This is a genomic window from Mycolicibacterium phocaicum (assembly GCF_010731115.1).
In the GTDB taxonomy this organism is placed as follows: Bacteria; Actinomycetota; Actinomycetes; order Mycobacteriales; family Mycobacteriaceae; genus Mycobacterium; species Mycobacterium phocaicum.
Window position 1 is genome coordinate 2,451,874 of record NZ_AP022616.1, and the last position, 16,673, is coordinate 2,468,546.

The 16,673-nt window shown below is 69.0% G+C and carries 13 protein-coding genes; 5 read left to right on the forward strand and 8 right to left on the reverse strand.

Translation table 11 applies throughout. The annotated features are described in order from the left end of the window. Positions 1–3: 3 nt before the first annotated feature. From G6N46_RS11725 to G6N46_RS11740, 4 genes are all read right to left on the reverse strand, one after another. Positions 4–1,608 (reverse strand): sensor histidine kinase, encoded by a 1,605-nt coding sequence (locus G6N46_RS11725; protein ID WP_163692726.1) that lies wholly within the window; start codon positions 1,606–1,608, stop codon positions 4–6. Continuing rightward, the gene (locus tag G6N46_RS11730) at positions 1,586–2,290 is read right to left on the reverse strand and encodes a response regulator transcription factor (protein ID WP_138249587.1); all 705 of its coding nucleotides are present in this window, start codon (positions 2,288–2,290) and stop codon (positions 1,586–1,588) included. The genes G6N46_RS11725 and G6N46_RS11730 overlap by 23 nt, the downstream gene beginning before the upstream one ends. 118 nt (positions 2,291–2,408) lie before the next feature. Continuing rightward, complete coding sequence (locus G6N46_RS11735) at positions 2,409–2,657, reverse strand: hypothetical protein (RefSeq protein ID WP_138249536.1); 249 nt, start codon at positions 2,655–2,657, stop codon at positions 2,409–2,411. Between the two features lie 268 nt (positions 2,658–2,925). Then, the gene (locus G6N46_RS11740) at positions 2,926–3,171 is read right to left on the reverse strand and encodes a hypothetical protein (RefSeq protein ID WP_061002612.1); all 246 of its coding nucleotides are present in this window, start codon (positions 3,169–3,171) and stop codon (positions 2,926–2,928) included. 224 nt (positions 3,172–3,395) lie between these two features. On the opposite strand from G6N46_RS11740, the gene G6N46_RS11745 reads away from it, so the two are divergent. From G6N46_RS11745 to G6N46_RS11760, 4 genes are read left to right on the forward strand one after another with little or no spacing between them, the layout of a single operon-like run. Continuing rightward, entirely contained in the window at positions 3,396–4,370 is a 975-nt protein-coding gene (locus G6N46_RS11745; protein WP_138249537.1) for an oligopeptide ABC transporter permease OppB, read from the forward strand. Next, a complete protein-coding gene (locus tag G6N46_RS11750) occupies positions 4,367–5,272 on the forward strand; it encodes an oligopeptide ABC transporter permease OppC (RefSeq protein WP_061002607.1) in 906 nt (301 codons plus the stop codon). Before G6N46_RS11745 ends, G6N46_RS11750 begins: the two co-directional genes overlap by 4 nt. Further along, positions 5,269–7,104, forward strand: a complete 1,836-nt coding sequence (locus G6N46_RS11755; RefSeq protein WP_061002605.1) for an oligopeptide ABC transporter ATP-binding protein OppD — start codon at positions 5,269–5,271, stop codon at positions 7,102–7,104. The genes G6N46_RS11750 and G6N46_RS11755 overlap by 4 nt, the downstream gene beginning before the upstream one ends. Continuing rightward, positions 7,104–8,780: an oligopeptide ABC transporter substrate-binding protein OppA gene (locus G6N46_RS11760; protein WP_061009689.1), complete on the forward strand. Its 1,677-nt coding sequence runs from the start codon at positions 7,104–7,106 to the stop codon at positions 8,778–8,780. Before G6N46_RS11755 ends, G6N46_RS11760 begins: the two co-directional genes overlap by 1 nt. A gap of 18 nt (positions 8,781–8,798) precedes the next feature. On the opposite strand, the gene G6N46_RS11765 is transcribed toward G6N46_RS11760, so the two are convergent. After that, the gene (locus tag G6N46_RS11765; RefSeq protein WP_138249538.1) at positions 8,799–10,055 is read right to left on the reverse strand and encodes an alpha/beta fold hydrolase; all 1,257 of its coding nucleotides are present in this window, start codon (positions 10,053–10,055) and stop codon (positions 8,799–8,801) included. 78 nt (positions 10,056–10,133) lie between these two features. Between G6N46_RS11765 and G6N46_RS11770 the strand changes: the two genes are divergently transcribed. Continuing rightward, positions 10,134–11,336, forward strand: a complete 1,203-nt coding sequence (locus tag G6N46_RS11770; protein WP_138249539.1) for an acyl-CoA dehydrogenase family protein — start codon at positions 10,134–10,136, stop codon at positions 11,334–11,336. Between the two features lie 2 nt (positions 11,337–11,338). Here the strand turns inward: G6N46_RS11770 and G6N46_RS11775 are convergent, their stop codons facing one another. The 3 genes from G6N46_RS11775 to G6N46_RS11785 are packed head-to-tail and all read right to left on the reverse strand — an operon-like array spanning position 11,339 to position 16,642. After that, positions 11,339–12,844, reverse strand: coding sequence for a GMC family oxidoreductase (locus tag G6N46_RS11775; protein ID WP_138249540.1), 1,506 nt, complete (start codon positions 12,842–12,844; stop codon positions 11,339–11,341). Positions 12,845–12,881: 37 nt separating this feature from the next. Continuing rightward, the gene (locus G6N46_RS11780) at positions 12,882–15,506 is read right to left on the reverse strand and encodes an AAA family ATPase (protein ID WP_138249541.1); all 2,625 of its coding nucleotides are present in this window, start codon (positions 15,504–15,506) and stop codon (positions 12,882–12,884) included. Next, on the reverse strand, positions 15,503–16,642 hold the full coding sequence (locus G6N46_RS11785) for a metallophosphoesterase family protein (RefSeq protein ID WP_138249542.1): 1,140 nt from the start codon (positions 16,640–16,642) through the stop codon (positions 15,503–15,505). The genes G6N46_RS11780 and G6N46_RS11785 overlap by 4 nt, the downstream gene beginning before the upstream one ends. Positions 16,643–16,673 lie beyond the last annotated feature (31 nt).

Genomic DNA, 16,673 nt, shown 5'->3' on the forward strand with positions numbered 1-16,673 from the left:
CGGTTAGGCGGACGTCGAGGCGACGCTGTGCGGTGGCTGTGAGGCTTGATCGGCCGGGCCCGCGGGCAGGCGCACGGTGAACACCGTCGCTCCGGGGCGGCTGTCGACGCTGATGGTGCCGCCGTGCGCCTTGACCACGGCAGCGACGATGGCCAGCCCCAATCCGGTGCTGCCGGCCTGACGGGACCGCGACGAGTCGCCACGGGCGAACCGCTCGAACACCTCGGGCTGCAACGTTTTCGGAATGCCCGGGCCGTCATCGGCGACGCTGATCACGGTGGCGTCCGCATCGGCGGATAGCGAGATCGTCACCGACGTGCCAGCCGGCGTGTGCGTACGCGCATTGGCCAGCAGGTTCACCAGCACCTGGTGCAGCCGCGCCGGATCGCCTGCGATGGTCACGGGTTCCTCGGGCAGATCCAGCGACCAGTCGTGATCGGGGCCGGCGATGTGGGCGTCGCTGACGGCGTCGACGACCAGTTGGGACAGGTCGACGTTCTCCATCTCCAGCGGCCGGCCGGCATCGAGCCGGGCCAGCAGCAGCATGTCCTCGACGAGCCGGGTCATGCGGACCGTCTCGGATTCGACACGATTCATCGCGTGGGCGACATCGGCGGGCAGCTGCTCGCTCTTGCGTTGCGCCAGTTCGGTATAGCCGCGGATCGCCGCCAGCGGCGTGCGGAGTTCGTGACTGGCGTCGGCCACGAACTGACGCACCCGCGTCTCGCTGGCATGGCGGGCCGCGAGCGCGCCGGCGATCCGGTCCAGCATGCGGTTGAGCGCCGAACCCAGCTGCCCGACCTCGGTGTGCGCGGCGACGGGGTCGACGTGCACGATCTCCGTCGGCAACTGGACCTCTCCCCGGTCCAGTTCCCGGTCGGCCACGTCACGCGCGGCGGCGGAAACCCTTGACAGCGGGGCGAGTTGGCGGCGGATGATCCACACCCCGACCACCGTCGCCCCGATCAGCGCGAGAGCGCCCACCGCGCAGAACATGCCGAGCACCCACAGCAGGGTGTTGTCGACGTGCCGCGTGGGCAGGCCGGTGACGATGGTCTGCGGACCGCCGTGCCGGGGATGCAGGCCGATGACCCGGTACGTCCCCACCCCGTCGACGTCCATGGTGCGAATCTTGCGATCCGGCGGCACCTGCGCCAATTGTGCTGTGGCCGTGGTGGTCACCGAGTCACGACTGCCCTCGGAGGTGATGACACCGGCGTCGACCTGGCCGCGGAACACCACCGCTCCGATGGTGCCGACGGCCTGACCGGGCGCGTTGAGGAAGCCGGGGCCGGGGCCGGCCTCGGGGTCGAAGCGCATCCGGAAATGTGGGTCCATGGACGGCCGGGGCACCCCACCGGTCAACGGCGGCGCCATGGGCGGCGGGGGCAACTCGAAGATGGCGGCCGAGCGCCGGCCCGCCTCGAGCACCTGGTCGTCCAACTGGTGCAGCAGAAAACGCTGCAGCGCGAACTCGGTGGCCGCGCCGACGCCGACGATGACCAGCGCCAGCAGCAGCACCTGGGTGACCAGCAGCCGGACCCGCAGCGACCAGGTCCGCGGCTGCCAGATCCGCGTACCGGCCTCAGCGGGCAGGTCGGAGGACATATCCGGCGCCACGCAGGGTGTGGATCATGGGCTCGCGGCCACTGTCGATCTTCTTACGCAGGTACGACACGTACAGCTCCACGATGTTGGAGCGGCCACCGAAGTCGTAGCTCCACACCCGGTCGAGAATCTGGGCCTTGCTCAGCACCCGCTTGGAGTTGCGCATCATGTACCGCAGCAGCTCGAACTCGGTCGCGGTCAGCGTGATCTGTTCGCCGGCGCGCGTCACCTCGTGACTGTCCTCGTCGAGCACCAGGTCACCGACGACGATCTGCGCGCCACCGGCTTCGTTGGCCACACCGGTGCGCCGCAGCAGCGCCCGCAGCCGCAGCACCACTTCCTCGATGCTGAACGGTTTGGTGACGTAGTCGTCGCCGCCCGCGGTGAGGCCGGCGATCCGGTCCTCGACCGAGTCCTTGGCGGTCAGCAGGAGCAGGGGCAGGCCGGGGATCTGCTCGCGCAGCTTGCGCAGCACGTCGAGCCCGCTCATGTCGGGCAGCATCACGTCCAGCACCACCACTTCGGGTGGGTTGTCCTTGGCCAGCGCGATCGCGCTCGCACCGTCGCCGGCGGTGGCGATGTCCCAGCCTTCGTAGCGCAGGGCCATCGAGACGAGCTCGGCGAGGACGGGTTCGTCGTCGACCACGAGGACGTTGATCGGCTTGCCGTCGGCGCGGTGCATGACGACGCGCGGGGCTTCACTGTCACGGGCGGTGCTGCTGGGACCTGTCACAGCTCCATTATTCGCATCGTTGTGGGCCGCGACTGTGGCGAATCTATGTGCAGGCTGTGAAAGCCGGCTAACCCTGGGGGTTGGTGTCCGGCGACTGCCCGGCCCACAGCGGCGCCTTGCCGGTGATGGACGGGGCCGCGAAGGTGACCGGGGCCGTCGTGCTCGTCGGCGTGATCAACGTGCTGTTGGCCGACGTCGACTCCGACGGGGCCGCGAGCACGCCCGCACAGACCGCCAGGGCACCCACCGCAGCGCTCCCGCCGATGATGCCGATCGCCCACTTCAAGGTGATGCCGGAAGTCTCTGGTCGACTCATGATTTGCCTCCCGTGTAGTCGGGACCGCTTCGCCGCGCCGTCGGGGCGCGGCTGGTCAGATATTTCGAGTCAAGCGCGCCACTCTGACAGCGCGCTGAACTGGTTCTGCCAGTTCGCCAACGCCGCAATTGCCCACCTGAGAGGCCGCTGGACCGGCTCTGGAAGATTGGGACCACGGGGCACGCAAAGCCAGGAAAAACTGTTACCGGCCAACCAGTTGCAGGAAAGTTGGGCCGGGACTATGAATGCGCCGCCGCCGCGAAACTCATCAGCCCGGGTCCTGCCCCGGGTACAGCGGAGCGGGTCCGGTGATGGCCGGCGCGGCGCTGATGATCGGCCCGACCGTCGTGGCGCTGACGACCGAACTGACCGAGGTGCCGTTGGCCGATGTCGTTTGCAGGGACTGTGCCTGCGCTCCGACAAGCACCACGGTCGTGACGCCGACGACCACGCTCCCGGCGATAACGCCGATGGCCCACTTGTTGTTTGCTTCAGAATTCTTGGTTCGACTCATCGCGGGTCTCCCACCTAGACGCGATCCGCCACGATTTCGCCACACCGTTGGGGCACGCGGCCGGTCATACGTTTTCAGTCGCCTCGACCGTCAGGTATTCCGGCCAATCAGAATTGGCACGTCACGGGCTCACACCGAAGCGGCCGCAGCCAGTGGGCGCCAATCCCGCACTAGTGCGCCGGGATCTCCTAACCTGTCCAGATGCGGATTCCAGCGAGCGGCCCATGACGCGGTTCCTGATCCGCCGATTGTTCAACTACGCGATCCTGTTGACGCTGGCGACGTTCCTGACCTTCGCGCTGACGTCGGTCACCTTCCACCCGCTGGACAACCTGTTGCAGCGCAACCCGCGGCCACCGCAATCCGTCATCGACGCCAAGGCCCACGACCTCGGGCTCGACAGGCCGCTGCTGCCCCGCTACGCCAACTGGGTGTCCGGCGCGGTGCACGGGGACTTCGGGAAAACCGTTACCGGACAACCGGTTTCCGAAGAACTGGGACGACGGGTGTGGACCAGCCTGCGGCTGGTGGCCATCGGGTCGATCCTGGGTTCCATCATCGGCGTCATCATCGGGGCCTGGGGCGCCATCCGGCAGTACCGTCTGTCCGACCGGACCATCACCGTGCTGGCGCTCCTGATTCTCAGCGCCCCGACGTTCGTCATCGCGAACCTGCTGATTCTCGGCGCGCTCGGCGTCAACGAGGTGCTGGGCTTCCAGCTGTTCCAGTACACCGGTGAGACGTCGCCGTATGCCGCGGGCGGCTGGCACGGTTTCGTCGACCGGGTACAGCATCTGGTGCTGCCGACGACGACCCTGGCGCTCGGCGCCATCGCCGGCTACAGCCGCTATCAGCGCAATGCGATGCTCGATGTGCTCGGCCAGGACTTCATCCGGACCGCCCGCGCGAAGGGCCTGACGAGGCGCCAGGCGCTCTTCAAGCACGGCCTGCGCACCGCGCTGATCCCGATGGCAACGCTGTTCGCCTACGGCGTCGCGGGCTTGGTCACCGGCGCGGTGTTCGTCGAGAAGATCTTCGGCTGGCACGGCATGGGTGAGTGGATGGTGCAGGGCATCAACGGCCAGGACGCCAACATCGTCGCCGCGTTCACGCTGTTCTCCGGGACGACGATCCTGATCGGCGGTCTGCTCTCGGACATCGTCTACGCCGCCCTCGATCCCCGGGTGCGGGTCTCATGAGTGTCCAGTTCGGGCTGCCGCGTGCCCGGTTCGCCTCGCGCCGCACGCTGGTGGCGCGGCGCTTCGTCCGCAACCGGCCCGCCGTCGTGTCGCTGGTGCTGCTGGTGGTGCTCTTCGTCGGCTGCTACGCCCTGCCGCCGCTGCTGCCCTACTCGCACACCGACATGGACTTCGGTGCGCTGCTGCAACCTCCGGATGGCCGGCACCTGTTCGGCACCAATGCGCTCGGGCAGGACGTCTTTGCGCAGACGTTGCGGGGCATGCAGAAGTCGATGCTGATCGGCGTGTGCGTGGCCGTGATCTCGACGGTCATCGCCGCGACGGTCGGCTCGGTGGCGGGCTACTTCGGGGGCTGGCGCGACCGGGTGTTGATGTGGATCGTGGATCTGCTGCTGGTGATCCCGGGTTTCATCCTCATCGCGATCGTGACGCCCCGCATCCGGCATCAGAGCACGGTGCTGTGGCTGGTGATCCTGCTGGCGGCGTTCTCGTGGATGATCAGCTCACGCATGGTGCGCGGCCTGACCATGAGCCTGCGCGAACGCGAGTTCGTCACGGCCGCACGGTATATGGGTGTCAGCCATGCCCGCATCATCGCCCGCCACATCGTGCCGAACGTGGCGTCCATCCTGATCATCGACACCACACTCAACGTGGGCATGGCGATCCTGGCCGAAACCGGTTTGAGTTACCTGGGTTTCGGCGTGCAGCCGCCCGACGTTTCCCTGGGCACATTGATCGCCGACGGCACCCCGTCAGTCACTACGTTCCCCTGGGTGTTCCTGTTCCCGGCCAGTGTTCTGGTGCTGATCGTGCTGTGCGCCAACCTGATCGGCGACGGCCTGCGCGACGCGCTCGATCCCTCGGCCCGGCCCCGTCGGCGGCGGGTGGTGAAGCGATGAGCGCACCGTTGCTCGAGGTGCGCGACCTGACGGTCACCTTCCAGACGTCCGACGAGGACGTCTCGGCGGTGCGCGGCATGAACTTCCACATCGCCCCCGGCGAGGTGCTGGCACTGGTCGGTGAATCCGGCGCCGGTAAATCGGCGACCGCCATGGCGGTGGTGGGCCTGCTGCCCGAGCACGCCCAGGTGACGGGTTCGGTGACACTGCAGGGCAAGCAGCTCGTCGGGCTCGACGACGACGCGATGTCCCAGGTACGCGGCCGGGTGATCGGCACGGTGTTCCAGGACCCGATGTCGGCGCTCACCCCGGTGTACACCGTCGGCGACCAGATCGCCGAAGCCCTTCGCGTGCATGACCGTTCGATGGACCGGCGGGCCGCGCGAGCCCGGGCGGTGGAACTGCTGGAGCTGGTCGGCATCAAGCAGCCGGCGGCCCGGGCGCGCGCGTTCCCGCATGAGCTGTCCGGCGGTGAGCGCCAGCGCGTCGTCATCGCCACCGCGATCGCGAACGACCCGGACCTCATCATCTGCGACGAACCCACCACGGCGCTCGACGTCACGGTGCAGGCGCAAATCCTCGACGTGCTGCGCACCGCGCGCGACGTCACCGGCGCCGGGGTGCTGATGATCACGCACGATCTGGGTGTGGTCGCCGAATTCGCCGACCGGGCAATGGTGATGTACGCCGGCCGGGCCGTGGAGAAGGCTCCGGTGGCGAATCTGTACCGCGACCGGGTGATGCCGTACACCGTCGGCCTGCTGGGCTCGGTGCCACGGCTCGACGCGCCGCAAGGCTCGCGGTTGGTGCCGATCCCCGGCGCACCGCCGTCGATGGCGGCACTGCCGCCGGGTTGCCCGTTCGCGCCGCGCTGCCCGCTGGCCGACGACGACTGCCGCGCGGCCGAGCCCGCGCTGCTGGAGGTCGCACCCGGGCACGCCGCCGCCTGCATTCACACCGACCAGGTGACGGGCCGCAGCGCGGCCGAAATCTACGGGGTGGCAACCGAACCCGAGGCCGTGGCGCATGACGACGCCGACCGGCCGGTGGTGCTGGCGGTCAGCGACCTGGTGAAGACCTTCAAGCTCAGCGGCGGGATGCTGCGGCGCAAGGTCGGCGAGCTGCGTGCCGTCGACGGCGTCAGCCTGCAGCTGCAGCAGGGCCGGACCCTGGGCATCGTCGGCGAGTCCGGTTCCGGCAAGACCACGACGCTGCATCAGATTCTGAATCTGACCGCGCCGCAATCGGGTTCGATCACGGTGCTCGGACACGACGTGGCCGGCCTGACCCGCGACACGCGCCGCGAACTGCGCGGCGACCTGCAGGTGGTGTTCCAGGATCCCGTGGCAGCGCTGGATCCGCGGCTGCCGGTGTTCGACGTGCTGTCCGAGCCGTTGCGGGTCGGCGGCTTCGACAAGGACCGCATCGACGACCGCGTCACCGAACTGCTGGGCATCGTCGGCCTCCGGCACGAGGACGCCGCCCGCTACCCCGCCGAGTTCTCCGGTGGCCAGAAGCAGCGCATCGGCATCGCCCGGGCGCTGGCGCGTCAGCCCAAGATTCTGGCGCTCGACGAACCGGTGTCGGCGCTGGACGTCTCGATCCAGGCGGGCATCATCAACCTGCTGCTGGACCTGCAACAGCGTTTCGACCTCTCGTATCTGTTTGTCTCACACGACCTTTCGGTGGTCCGTCATCTCGCCCACACCGTGGCGGTGATGTACAAGGGCGCCGTCGTCGAACAGGGCGATGCCGCACAGGTTTTCGGCGCCCCGCAGGACCCGTACACCCAGCGGCTGCTCGATGCCGTGCCGCAGCCGGGAGGTGAGTGATGGCTTCACATCGCAGTCAACTGGTGGTCGCCATCCTCGCCCTCGTCGCGCTGGTGGCCGGCTGCTCGAGTGAGTACCGCGGATCCAGTGCCGGGGCACCGAAACTCGGTGCGGCCAACGACCTCAACCCGCGAGACCCGTCGACCCTGAAGGACGGTGGCAATCTGCGGCTGGCGCTGACGGCGTTTCCGGACAACTTCAACACCCTGAACATCGACGGCAACACCGTCGACACCGCCTCGCTCATGCGACCCACGCTGCCGCGGGCCTTCATCGTCGGACCCGACGGTTCGACCACCGTCAACCACGACTACTTCACCGACATCCAGCTGACCGGCACCAACCCGCAGGTCGTCACCTACACGATCAACCCCAAGGCCGTGTGGAGCGACGGCGCCCCCATCACGTGGGAGGACATCGCCGCGCAGGTCACCGCGACGACGGGCAAGGACCCCCGGTTCCAGATCGCCAGCCCCAACGGCAGCGAGCGGGTGGCGTCCGTGACCCGCGGCGTCGACGACCGGCAGGCCATCATGACCTTCTCCCGGCCCTACGCCGACTGGCGCGGCATGTTCGCCGGCAACGGCATGCTGCTGCCCAAGGTCTCGACGACCGACCCCGAGGTCTTCAACAAGGGGCAGCTGACCAAGCCCGGGCCGTCGGCCGGTCCGTTCGTCATCTCGAACGTCGACCGCGGCGCGCAGCGAATCACGTTGACCCGCAATCCGAAATGGTGGGGCGCCCGGCCACTACTGGACAGCATCACGTTCCTCGTGCTCGACGATGCGGCGCGCATCCCGGCACTGCAGAACAACGCCATCGACGCCACCGGACTGGGTTCCATCGATGACATGGTGCTGGCCCGGCGGACCAAGGGCGTCGACATCCGCACCGCCCCCGGACCCACGTGGTCGCACCTGACGTTCAACGGTGCGCCCGGTTCGATCCTCGCCGACCCGGCACTGCGCCATGCGGTCGCCATGGGTATCGACCGGCAGACCATCGTCACCGTCCTGCAGCACGGACTGGTGGAGAACCCGGTGCCGCTCAACAGCCACATCTACGTCGCCGGGCAGGAGGGCTACCAGAACAACAGCGGTGGGACGCCTTTCGACCCCGCAGGAGCCCGCCGGGAACTCGACGCGCTCGGCTGGAAGCTGCCCACGGGACGGTCGATCCGGGAGCGCGACGGCCACCCGTTGACCGTCCGCCTCGTCTTCTATGACGCCCCCGGCAGCCGGCAGATCGGTCAGATCGCGCAGAAGACCCTTGCCGACATCGGCATCCGGCTCGATCTGGTGGTGTCATCAGGTGCAGACCTGTTCAGCCGGTACATCATTCCCGGCAACTTCGACATCGCCGCGTTCGCCTGGCAGGGCGACGCCTTCCCGCTGAGCGGACTGACCCAGATCTACGCCTCGGATGGCGAGAGCAACTTCGGCAAGATCGGCACCCCCGAGATCGACGCCAAGATCGAGCAGACCCTCGACGAGCTCGATCCCGTCAAAGCACAGGCCCTGGCCAACCAGCTGGACCGCATGCTCTGGGCCGAGACATTCAGCCTGCCGCTGGCGCAGTCACCCGGAAACGTCGCGGTCAGAAGCACTTTGGCCAATTTCGGCGCGGCAGGCCTGGGAGATCTGAACTACATGACGATCGGCTTCACCAAGCCCTGAAGTATACGAGGCCCGGATCTACCAGGTCCGGAGCTGCCTGATGGCGCGCGGCAGCCCGGCCGGCACAAGCGACTCGGCGGCCGCGGCTGTCGCGATGCCCTTGACCATCAGGCGCACCGTGAAGTCCGGCGGCACATTGTCCAATTCCGTTGCCCGGTCCGGTAATCCCGCGTACTCACCGGCGCACACCGCGGCGGCGATGGTCAGCGCCGCGCTCTCACGCATGTCGAGCACACTGTGTCCGGCGCTGGGCAGTTCCAGCAGCTCGGCGTCCGGAATCAGCCCCGCAACCCGTTGAGCGATGGCCGGCGGTGTGATCAAATCCCGGCCACCGGAGATCACCACGGTGGGCCAGCCGAATCCTGGCATCGCGGCCACCAGGTCGAACGGTTCCGCAACGAAATCCGGGTCGCCGGTTGCGGATTCGCGGTACGCCAACGCCGGATCGAGCGGCAGACCGTCGGGTTCCGGCGCGTAGTTGAGCTCCTGGTAGCCGATGTGCTCGACCAGGTCGGGTTCGTGCCGGTACGGCGTCTTGCTCTCGAACAACAGCTTGGTGCTGTGCCCGATGGCGCCCCACAGCAGGCCCCGGCCGGTGAGCAGCAGCTCGAGCTGCTGCTCCAGCACTTCCGGGCCGACCAGGCCGTACAGTCCCGTCGCCAGTTGCACCACCCAGGGCGTCAGCTGCCCGTCGGCGGCCAGGCCCCGCACCCTTTTGGCGAGCCCCTCCGTCGCCGGGGCGGTGCCGTCCCACAGCACGGCCCGGGTGGCTTCGCGCACCGCGTCGATGTCGTCGGCGCACAGCAGCGGCGAGTCCAGCACCATGGCATGCACCCGGTCCGGATGGCGCACGCCGACACCTGCCGCCAGGTAGCTGCCGTACGACGTGCCGTAGATCACCGCAGACTCGACGCCGGCGTCGTCCAGAACCGCCGCGATGTCGTCGACCGCGGCCTCGATGGTCAGCGCCTCCGCGGGCAGGTCGGCGCCGGCGTCGTCGTGCCGGGACATGCCGACGCCGCGGTGCTCCACCATGATGACGTCCAGGCCGGCGGCCGTCGCATGACGCCGCAGATTGCGATAGTGCCCGATGGACGCCGCACCCGGCCCACCCGGGATGATCACCAGCGGATGGTCGCCGGGCGGCCCGGTCCGCACATAGAAAAGATCGAATTCCTCAGCGCCACTTGACCGGACCGGTCGCCGCACCGAGCGCACCCCCGGCAGCGCAGCGAGCTTGTCGTGCGCCTTGCGGCGTTTGGCGTTCATGGTCATCGTCACTCATTGTGCCGCGTTAGGTTCGGCGCGATCGTAAGCCGTGCCTGTGACTGTGCTGGTACGTAGAACTGGGTCATGACGATCCTCGACCTCCCCGACACAACCACGTGGACCGACCTGCTGGCCGATATCGCCGCGGGCGCCAAAGACCGCGATCTGGACGACGTGAACCCCTTCGACCAGGTGGCCGCGCTCAAACGGGCCGGATTCGGCACCCTGCGCCTGCCCACCGAACTTGGCGGCGCCGGCGTCACGGTGCCGCAGCTGTTTTCCGCCGTGATCGACGTCGCCCGGGCCGATCCGGTGGTGGCGCACATCTTCCGCACGCACTTCTGGTTCGTCGAGGAGCGACTGCGCACCCTGGACCAGCCCGGATCGCGGACCTGGCTGCAGAAGGTCGCCGACGGCAAGGTGTTCGGCAATGCGTTCAGCGAGAAGGGCTCCCACGCGGTGGGCAGCCTCGTGTTCAACACCCGCTTGGCGCCCGGCCACGACGGCGGATTCACCTTGACCGGCGAGAAGTTCTACAGCACCGGGACCCTGTTCTCGGACTATCTGACCGTGACGGCGACGACCGATCATGATTCGGTGGCGATCGTCATCGTCCCGGCCGACCGCGCGGGCGTGACGATCATCGACGACTGGGACGGCTTCGGCCAGCGCCGCACCGGAACCGGCACCACGCGGTTCCAGGACGTGACGGTGCTGCCCGACGAGGTGCTCTCGGACACGCCGTATGACGCGGAGCCCGTGCCCTCGGTGCAGTACACGCTGTTGCAGCTGTACATCCACGCCGTGGTGGCCGGAATCCTCGAGAACATCGTGGACGACGGGATCGCGCTGCTGCGGTCCCGCGAGCGCAGTTTCAGCCATGCCTCCGCAGCGTCGCCGACCGACGACCCGCTGCTGCAGCGCCAGCTCGGCGAACTGGCCAGCTCCGCTTACATCGCGCGGGCCGCGGTGCTGGACGCGGCGGCAGCCATCGCGGCGGCCATCGACTCGACCGGCCCGGACGGGGTGCCCGACGCCGAGCTGACCGCCCAGGCCCAACTGCAGGCCGCCAAGGTGAAGGTGCACCTGGACGACATCGCGCCGCGCGCCGCCACCAAGCTGCTGGAGCTCGGCGGCGCCAGCGCGGCCAGCCGGCAACGCAACCTCGACCGGCACTGGCGCAACATCCGCACCATCACGCTGCACAACCCCGTCGGTTACAAGGCCCGGGTGGTCGGACAGAACCTGCTGCACGGCACCGCGATTCCCGCGAACGCCTACTTCTGACCTCAGGCGGTGATGAGGTCGGCGGCCTTTTCACCGATCAGCACGCTCGGGGCGTGGGTGTGGCCCCGGATGATGGTCGGCATCACCGAAGCGTCGGCGACCCGCAGCCCCGCGACACCACGGACGCGGAGCTGCGGGTCGACCACGCTGGCCTCGTCGCTGCCCATCCGGCACGTGGTGGTCGGGTGATACAGCGTGTGCGACGTGGTGGCCAGCGCCAGCTCCAGCGTCCGGTCGTCGAGATCGTGCGCGCCCACCGGGCGGGCGATGTCGCCGAGCAGTCCCTTCAGCGCCGGGGCCTGTGTCATGTCCGCCAGCATTCGCAGGCCCGTAAGCAGTGCCTTGCGGTCGGCTCCCTCGGGATCGGACAGGTAGCGCGGATCGATGATCGGCTTGGCCAGCGGGTCGGCCGACGCCAGCCGGATGGTGCCGGTGCTCTTGGGCTTCACCAGGATCGGCCCCATCGCGACCGCGTCGCGCGGATACGGGTCGCCGATGCCCTCGTCGTAGAACGGCGCGGGGGCGAAGATCAGCTCGACGTCGGGCTGAGCCAGATCAGGATCGCTGCGGACAAAGCCATACGCCTCACCGACATTCGAGGTGAGCATGCCGCGGCGGCGGGTCAGGTAGTTGAGCAGCTGCAGCGGTTTCTCCGCACTGATCAGGGTGTCGCAGTTGGCCTCGAACCCGAGCAGCACCACCAGGTGATCGAGCAGATTCGAGCCGACGCCCGGCGCATCGTGGACGACCTCGATGCCGTGCTCGGCCAGATGCTCGCGCGGACCGACACCGGACAGCATCAGCAGCTGCGGGCTGTTGATCGCCCCGCCGCACAGGATCACCTCGCGGCGCGCCCGGACGACCTGGCGACGACCGTCCGCCTCGTACTCGACGCCGACCGCCCGGCCGTCCTCGATCAGCACCCGGGTGGCCGTGGCACCGGTGCGCAGATGCAGGTTCGACCTGCGCAGCGCCGGCCGCAGATACGCATCGGCGGTGCTCCAGCGGGCGCCGCGGCGCTGACAGACCCTGGTCTCGACGAAGCCCTCGTGACCCGACTGCTCGGCGGCCTCCAGCCACGCGGCGGTGATGCCGCGGGGGCTGCGTTGCGGGCTGAGCACCAGCGGCCCGGCCTCGATCCGGTCGAAGTACTTCTTCACGGCCGCGTACGACCACTCTTCGCCGGCGAGCTCACCCCACTCGTCGTAGTCCGCGGGCAGGCCGCGGACCCACATCATGGCGTTCATGGACGACGAACCGCCGAGGGTCTTGCCGCGCGGCCAGTAGATGCGGCGGTCGGCGAGTTCGGGCTGCGGTTCTGTCGAGTAATCCCAATCGAACTCGCCGCGGAACAGCTTCGAGAAGGCCGCGGGGATGTGGATGAACTGGTTCTTGTCGACGGCCCCGGCCTCCAGCACCACCACCTGCGCGGCGCCGTCAGCGCTCAGTCGATCAGCCAGCACCGCACCGGCCGAGCCGGTACCCACGACGACGAAGTCAGCGATCACGGGCGAAGTCTGTCACGAAACGCGCCCCGCCAACGGCCTAAGCGGTGAGCTCGATGCGCGTCGCGTCACCGACGCTGGCATAACGCTCGGGGCTGCAGGTCAGCACGATCACCTGACCGTCGCCGCCGACCGCGTCGAACACCTCACCCATCCGGGTCAACCGGCCCGCGTCGGTGAACCCCAGCGCGTCGTCGATGATCACCGGGACGGTGTCCTCCTTGGCCACCAACGCCGCTCCGGCCAGTCGGGCGACGATCCCCAACTGTTCCTTGGCCCCACCGGACAGGCTCTCGTACGGCACGGTGGTGCCCGCCACGGTGCGACTGCAAATCCGCAGATCACTGTCGACCTCGACGGCGAAACTGTCACCGAACACGATGCGCCCCAGCCGTTCCACCTCGGTGCGGAACGGTGCCACGTACCGCTGCCGGGCCTGCTCACGATGCCGGCCCATCACCGTGCGCAGCAATTCAGCGGCCCGGGCGCGCCGGCCGACGGCGGCGTGCTCGGACTCGGCGTGCCGCAGCGCGACCTCGGCCACATCGAGCTGACTCTGCCGGCCCTGCGTCCCGTACACCTTCAATTGCGCTGCCACGTCCCGCAATTGGTCATCGAGTTTGCGGCGGCGGGTAGTGAGCCGGGCCGAATCCGCGGTGGCCGCAGCCAGTTCCGCGTCGACGGTCTCGGGTGCGGCAGCAGCCAGCGCGGCGGCCAGTTCCTGTTCGCGCGCGGCGGCAGCGGCCGCCTGCTCCGCCAGCACCGCGACGCGCTGGGTCAATGCTGCGTCGTCTTCGAGTTCACGCTGCCGGGTCAGTCGCGCGGTGGCCTCGGCGAGCGCGGTCGTCGCCGCCGTCACCTTCTCGCGGGCGACCGTCGCCGCGGTCAGCGCGGCCGCCACCGCAGCAGCCGCGGCAGTGGCAGTGTCGCGGCACTGCTCGTAATCGGTTGCCGCCCGGCGCTGTTCGGCATCGGCGGCCTCCAGCTCGGCCCGCGCGGCCCCGACGTCGATAGGATCGGTGTCGCCGAGTTGCTCCCGCAGCCCGGCCAGCCGGGCCGCGAGGGCCTCGACCGTGTCGGCGCCCAGCAGGGTCTGCCGGGTGACGGTCAGCCGATCACGGTCCGCCTCGAGTTCGCGCCGCCTGGTGTCCAGCGCCCGAGCGGCCTCGACATCGGCGGCCCCGTGCGGCTGGAGCGCAGCCGCCAGCGCATTGCGCGCGGCATCCAGAATCGCACTGGTGTCCGCCGCCGGGGTGCCGGGCAGCACCCGCACCGTCAGCAGCCCGGGGAGCTCGACATCGGTCCGGCCGCCCGCGCTCGTGGCCCACTCCGCCCCTGCGGACAACGTCACGTCCTGGTCGCCGACCCGCAACTCGACGTCACCGTGTGCCACCAATTCGATTCGCGCCGAGGCGAGTTCAGCGGCCGCGGCAGCCCGGTCCACGGCTGCGTTGGCCGTTTCGATGGCCCGCATGCCCGCTGCGGTCAGCATGATCTTGCCGAGCTGATCGGCAACCGCCGCCAGTTCGTCCGCGGCGGCCCGCACCCGCTCCAGCAGGCCGGCCAGCCGAGCGGCCTCGGCACGCTGTGACAGTTGGTCCACCACGCGCCGCGCCGCATCCAGGCGCACCCGGCCGGCGTCCACCACGGACCGCGCCACCGCCACGGCGGTGTCGGCGGCCTGCTGCAGCTGTGCCGCGGCCACCTGCTGTTGCGCGGCGTGCTCGGCGGCGGCTGTCAGTTCACCGATGCTGCCGGTCTGTTGCTGGACGTCGGCCTGCAGCCGCTGCCGTTCATCGAGAGCGCTCCGTGCTGCCGTCGACGTCGCCACCGCGGCCTGCGCCTGCACGCGTGCCTGGGCGAGGTCGTCGCGGACTCGGGCCACCGCTGTGGCCGCTTCCCGAGCCGCCGCCAGCCGCACCTCAGCGGCGGCCAATTGCTCAGTGGCCGTGGCCAATTCCGCCGTCAGCTCGCCGTGGCGGCGGACCGCCTCGTCCACTTCGGCGACCGCGGCGGTACGCGCCGCGACCTCGGCCTGTGCGGCCTTCAGTCCCTTGATGGCGTCGGCCCACACGCCGGTGGGACGGCCGGTCTGCGTGAAGTACTTCAAGAATTCGGCATCGATCCGGTCGACCAGCAACGGCTCGTTGCCCGACAACGCGCCCTCGAGCGCACCGGCCTGTCCGGCCGCGACATCGAGTGCCCGAGCCAGCGCGTCGCATCCGGCGAGATCGACCGGCACCATGGCGGCAGACTGCAGAATGCGTTGGGCCCGCCAGAGTTCGGTGTCGACCGTCTCCTCGAGCATCCCCCGCACGCGGTCGTGTGCCTCGTCGCCGGTGAGCTGCTCGCGGCGCGGCGCGAGGATGGTCAGCCGCGTCTCGGCCTTCTTGTGGAACCGCTTGTAGTACTCGAACCGGTAAGGGCCGGTGGAGATTTCGGCCGTCACCTCGGCACCCACATCGGCGTGGGTCGGCTTGACCTGCTTGACCTCTTTCTTGGTCGAGCGGTCCTTGGACTCCAGCAGCAGATCGAGCGCCTCGATCATGGAGGACTTGCCGATCTCGTTGGCGCCGGCGACCACCACCACGCCGCGCTCGGGAAAATCGATCTCGCGGTGGGTGATACCGCGGTAATTGGTCAGGACCAGCCGGTGCAACTTCATGCCGCGCTCCCCCGATCGACCAGCCGCAGCAGCAGCGCAAGAGCCGCGCGCGCGTCGTCGGCGTCGTCGCCCGAAGTGCTTGCGGTGCCGACCAGTTCGTCGACCGCCGCCGCGGCGAACCCGCCGATGCCCAGGTCCGAGAATTCACCGTCTGCCGGGACCACGACGAGGTCGGTGTGCCGTTCCCACGTGGTCAGCGCGGCGAACAGCCGTGCGTAGCGATCCAGGCAGACGTCGAGTGCGGCCTTGTCGGAGATGGTCAGAGAGCCGGTCAGCGCCAGACGGACCACCGTGCGTTCCTTGTCCGGGAGGCCATCCAGATTCAGGTGCAGGTCGGCGATGTCGCGATCCGTGTCGACGATCCGGCGCAGCGTGACGAACCGCCACTGGCCAACCCTCCGGGCCTCGACCGTCACCGACTGATCCGCGTCGTCGACGTCGACCACCAGGACGTGGCCCGAATCCGCTTCGATGTCATCGTAATTCGTGACCTCGGGCGCCCCGGAGTACCACACCCGGCCGGTGCTGCCGACCTCGGTGCGAGAGTGCTTGTCCCCCAACGCCACGTAATGGACGGCACCCCGCCGTACAGCGTCCTCGATGGTGTCCAGCCGGATCAGCGCCGGCTTCGTGGGATCGGGATCGAGGACGTCAACCCCGCCGTGGCCCACCACGATTCGGGTGACGCCGTCGGCCGGCAGGTCGGCCACCGCGTCGCCCGTCAGGTCCGTGGTGGGTGCCTTGGAGCGCCACGGCGCACCGATGATCTGCACGCCGGGGCGCAGCTCGTGCACACCGTCGAGCACAGTGACGTTCGGCGGGCATTCGGCGAGGAACAGTGTGCTGGTGTACACCGACGATGGATCGAGCGGATCGTGGTTGCCGGGCAACAGGAACACCGGAATCTTGATGGCGCGCATGGCCTCCAGCGACAGGCTGACCTCACGCGGGTCGAGCTGGTTGTGCTCGAAGACGTCCCCCGCCACGACGACGAATTCCGCACCGACCTCGGCGCACAGCGCACCGAGGCGCGCCACCGCGTCACGGCGTGCGGCCGAGTAGCGCGGCTGCGCCTCACCGCCCAGGAAATGCCGGGTCATACCGAGCTGCCAGTCGGCGGTGTGGACGAAACGCATGCGGCGAGTGTAAAACCCGGCACCGACAACT